Genomic DNA, 3248 nt, shown 5'->3' on the forward strand with positions numbered 1-3248 from the left:
CCGTAGAACCTACGGTCACTTAAAGCAAACCGATTGCCTTTAGTTCTGGAGGGATCAGCTCCATGTTCACGCCTTCGCACGCCCGCTACACGCCCACTCCCCAGGCCCCCTCCTGGGCCGTGGGGGACCACACCGTCCGGCGCATCGACGAGGTGGCGCTGCCCCCGCAGACGGGCGCCTGGCTCCTGCCGGGAGCGACTGCCGACCTGGTGTCCGGGACGCCCTGGCTGCGCCCCGACTTCGCCGACGAACAGGGCGCCCTGCGCCTGGCCAGCCACAGCTTCGCCGTCGAGGTGGACGGCCTGCGGATACTGATCGACACCGGTGTCGGAAACGGGAAGCGGCGCGCCAACCCCGCCTGGCACGACCTCGACAGCGACTACGAAGCGCGCCTGCGCGCGGCGGGCTTCGCACCGGAGAGCGTGGACCTCGTCGTACTGACCCATCTCCACGCCGACCACGTCGGATGGAACACCCGGGCCGAAGGCGACGACTGGGTGCCCACCTTTCCGCACGCGCGCCATCTCACCTCGCGCACCGAATGGGACTACTGGGCCGGTGTCGAGATGGAGGAGGCGCGCCGCCAGATGTTCCGCGACTCGGTCCACCCCGTCCGGGAAGCGGGCCTGCTCGACCTCGTCGACGTCGCTGACGGGGGTACGGACGTCGCTCCGGGCGTCCGCCTGCTGCCCGCCCCCGGCCACACGCCGGGGCAGGTGGCGGTCCGGCTGACCAGCCGGGGCGAGAGCGCCGTGGTCACCGGCGACAGCATCCACCACCCGGTCCAGATGGCGCATCCGGCGCTCTGCAGCTGTGTGGACATCGACCCGGAAGTCGCCGCCAGGACCCGGAACGAGCTGCTCGACTCGCTCGCCGGTACGTCGACCCTCCTGCTCGGCAGCCACTTCGCGCCGCCGACCGCAGGACATGTGCGGCGCGAGGAGGGTGCGTACCGGCTGGTCCCGGCGGCTGCGGGCCGGACTGCGTGAGTCGGGCGAGCTCGGCGGCCGGGCCGTCCAGCGGCATCTGGGCACCTCCCCGCGAGTGCCCGGCAGTTCCTGCAGCGGCCCCGCCGTGGCGGCCGAACTCGCGGGGACCTGTGCCCCGCGAGTACCCCGACCAGTCCGGGCTCGTCGACCAGGAGGTCCTCGTCGCGTGCCGACCCGCTACGGCCGCAGCGCCTGAAGAACCTCGCGGCATGCGGTGACGGCGCGCTCCGTGGCCTGTGCGCAGATGCGGCAGTGTTCGCTGTGACCCGCGTGCTGGCTGCACAGCTCGTAGCTGCGCTCGCCCGCGAGCGCACACGCCTCCAGCTGCATGGTCAGCAGCGTGTGATCCCCGTCCGTCCCCCGCGTCAGTATCCGCCGGGTGGCAGCCGCCACGTCGGCGCAGTCCAGGTCGCGGTTGATGGCGACGCGGAGCTCATCGGCCTCCTTCCCCGCGAGCATCCCCGTCGCGCAGGCGGTGGAGGCTTGTTCGCACTCCGAGAGGGCGTCGGCGGCAGTGGCCAGGATCTGGTGGTCGAGGTGGTCCGCCCGAGAGGCAAGGCTGTGGAACAACTCACGTGTCTGGAGCATCGTGTCTCCCACGGAGGGTATGTGGATTCCTGGCCTTCGAAGCTAGTCCCGGAATCGGGGACAGTGAAGGGTGCACGCAGCCTCAGGAATCGGCCGGGCGACTTCCGTTCCGAGTCGGCCCCGGAGCCACCCGCCCGGGGCGGGGAACGGCAGTCAAGGCAGCAGCGCTCTCGTACCGCCAACGAGTGCCATATGGGGCGCGATGCGTGTCAGAGGGTTTGGGTGCGTGGCTGAACGACCATGGTCCGGTGGTCAGTTCGTTTCCCTTGGAGGTTTCATGACCAGTGACGTGCGCGGACACGAGTACGACTTCACCTTCGACACGCTCGACGCGAACGCCAACGGGGTGCTGGAAGAACAGGACTTCGTCACTCTCGGCAAGTCGATCGCGCGGGCTGCGGGCGTTGCGGACAGTTCGGCCAAGGCGACGACGCTGACGGGGGAGTGGCGGCGCTGCTGGGTCCTGCTGCTGGAGCACGCCGATGCCAACGGGGACGGTCTGATCAGCCGCGAGGAGTTTCGGCAGGCGATGTCGGGGGCGCTGGGGGACCCGGCGGTCCTGGAGCACAACCTGCGCGCCGGGTTCGAGGCCGAGTTCGCAGTGATCGACGCCGACGACGACGGTGTCGCCACCGTCGACCAGATGGCGGCGTTCCTGGTCGCCTGGGGGCTGGAGGGCGACCTCGCGCGCACGGTCGCGGTGCGGCTCGACCGGAACGGAGACGGTCACATCACGCGGGAGGAGTACGTGGCGGGATGGAGCGGCTGCTTCCAGGACGAGGACGCCGAGGGCAGCCCGCTGCTGGGGCTCGTCGGCTGACCTCCGGACCCGTCCGGGGCGTACTGCGCGCCCGGCACGGCGGTGCGGTTACGGGCGGGGCCAGGACGTGTGCCGGAGCGGATGCGCGGAGCGGCACGTACCCGAGAGAAGTGAGCTGTTGTCCCCGGGCCGCACGGGGCGGACGCCGTTCCGCACCGGGGGAGTCGAGGTCCCCTGCGCGCGGGTCGGCCGGTCGTGGAACTCGGTGTCCGGCATCGCCCGGTGGCAGTACGCCCCCGGCTGCCTGCCACGCCCCTGCGACCGGCCCGACACAGGCGGTCGCCCCGCCACCCGTGGCGGACGGAGCCCGGCCCACCGCGCGGACGGTCACCCCTGCTCAGGCGTCGGGGTGTGCCGCCAGGGCGAGCCAGTGCGACCAGGAGATCTCGCGGCCGAGAAGCCGCGGCTGCTCGAACGGCCAGTCCGCGGCGATCCACTGCGGCACCAGGGCGTCCAGGTCCTGCTCGACCTTGCTGCCCACCAGCTCGTCCACCACCCACCAGGAGATCTCGCCGTCCGCGCCGGCCTTCTCCGGCGGGTCGATGTAGACGCAGCCGAGCAGGGCCGTCTCCGCCGCATCGAACAGCGCGTAGTTGAAGGACTGGTGTGCGGCGATCTCCTTCTCGTGCCGCAACAGGTCGGCCCGGTCGGCCTCGTAGGTCATGGTGGCCGCGGGCCAGCCCCAGGCCGGACCGAAGATGTCCCACAGCCGCTCGCGCGAGCCCATAACGGCCGGATGGTCGAGCGGGGCATCCGCCTCCCGGATCGGCCGCAGATGATGGCCGCCGCCCGGCAGCGGTACCAGGGTGGGGTGGACGAAGTCATCGGGAAGCCAGCTCATGGCGCCCGAC

At 71.3% G+C, this 3248-nt stretch carries 4 protein-coding genes; 2 read left to right on the plus strand and 2 right to left on the minus strand.

Annotation, left to right across the window (positions count from 1 at the left end; all coding sequences use genetic code 11):
- Positions 1 to 62: 62 nt before the first annotated feature.
- The gene (locus ACWGIG_RS36220) at positions 63 to 989 is read left to right on the plus strand and encodes an MBL fold metallo-hydrolase (protein ID WP_453325963.1); all 927 of its coding nucleotides are present in this window, start codon (positions 63 to 65) and stop codon (positions 987 to 989) included.
- 177 nt (positions 990 to 1166) lie between these two features.
- Here the strand turns inward: ACWGIG_RS36220 and ACWGIG_RS36225 are convergent, their stop codons facing one another.
- Entirely contained in the window at positions 1167 to 1577 is a 411-nt protein-coding gene (locus ACWGIG_RS36225; RefSeq protein WP_453325964.1) for a hypothetical protein, read from the minus strand.
- 277 nt (positions 1578 to 1854) lie between these two features.
- Here ACWGIG_RS36225 and ACWGIG_RS36230 point away from each other — a divergent pair, with 277 nt between their 5' ends.
- Positions 1855 to 2397 (plus strand): EF-hand domain-containing protein, encoded by a 543-nt coding sequence (locus ACWGIG_RS36230; protein WP_453325965.1) that lies wholly within the window; start codon positions 1855 to 1857, stop codon positions 2395 to 2397.
- Positions 2398 to 2734: 337 nt separating this feature from the next.
- Here the strand turns inward: ACWGIG_RS36230 and ACWGIG_RS36235 are convergent, their stop codons facing one another.
- Positions 2735 to 3238: a GNAT family N-acetyltransferase gene (locus ACWGIG_RS36235; RefSeq protein ID WP_453325968.1), complete on the minus strand. Its 504-nt coding sequence runs from the start codon at positions 3236 to 3238 to the stop codon at positions 2735 to 2737.
- Positions 3239 to 3248 lie beyond the last annotated feature (10 nt).

Source organism: Streptomyces sp. NPDC054863 (assembly GCF_053610825.1).